The following is a 979-nucleotide window of genomic DNA, read 5'->3' as shown; positions in this document are numbered from 1 at the left end:
TCACCAGCGTTGCCTTAGTATTGCATAAAATGCCGAAATACACGCGCACCGTGTGTATGGAGTTTTTCGGCACGGTCGCCACCGCAACGCCGTCTATTGTCGAAATCCGCGATTTCCTGCTTGACCATGAAAGCGTACGATTGGCTGGTTTGGAGCATTTAGACTGGCGTTACGTCCGCGCCGTCGGTTATGCCACCAAAGCGGCAGGCAAAGGCCGACCTAAAATGGTCTTGCTGGCAGACGTGGTTTCCGACGACGAAGCCGCCGTACAGGCAGCCGCCGAACATATCTGCGAACTCGCCCGCGCACGCGACGGCGAAGGCTTTATCGCCGTGTCGCCCGAAGCACGCAAAACCTTCTGGCTCGACCGCAGCCGCACCGCCGCCATCGCCAAACACACCAACGCCTTTAAAATCAATGAAGACGTGGTAATCCCACTCGAAAGACTCGGTGAGTATTCAGACGGCATCGAACGCATCAACATTGAGCTTTCCATCCAAAACAAGCTCAAACTCTGTGCCGCCTTGGAGCAATATCTGTCCGGCAAACTCCCCATCGACAAAATGGGAACAGACCTGCCAACCGCCGAACTGTTGGGCGAACGCGGCAAACACGCCCTGGCCCACGTTTCCGCTGTCAAAGCGCGTTGGGAATGGTTGCTTGCTAACTTAGACGCACCACTTGCCGACTATAAAGTCCGCTATGGCGCAGCCGTCCACGCCGCGCCCGAAGCCAAAGACAATGAAAGCTGCTTTATTGCCTTCCGCGATTTCCGCCTGCGCGTGTCTGTCAAAGCAGACGTAATGAAGCCACTTTCTGAAATCTTCAGCGGCAAAACCGACACCAAAATCATCGAAGGCTTGGGCAAAATCCACGCCAAAACCGTACGCAGCCGCGTCTTTGTCGCCCTGCATATGCACGCCGGCGACGGTAACGTTCACACCAATATTCCGGTTAACTCAGACGATGCCGAAATGCT

1 protein-coding gene is annotated in these 979 nt (G+C 55.3%); it reads left to right on the top strand.

Going from position 1 to position 979, the window contains the following annotated elements:
- The coding region (locus ACTHS3_RS14890; protein ID WP_440368358.1) for an FAD-linked oxidase C-terminal domain-containing protein at nt 1–979 on the top strand (979 nt) is incomplete at both ends.

Source organism: Neisseria sp. P0009.S007 (assembly GCF_051962515.1).
This window is presented reverse-complemented; position numbering and strand designations above follow the sequence as displayed.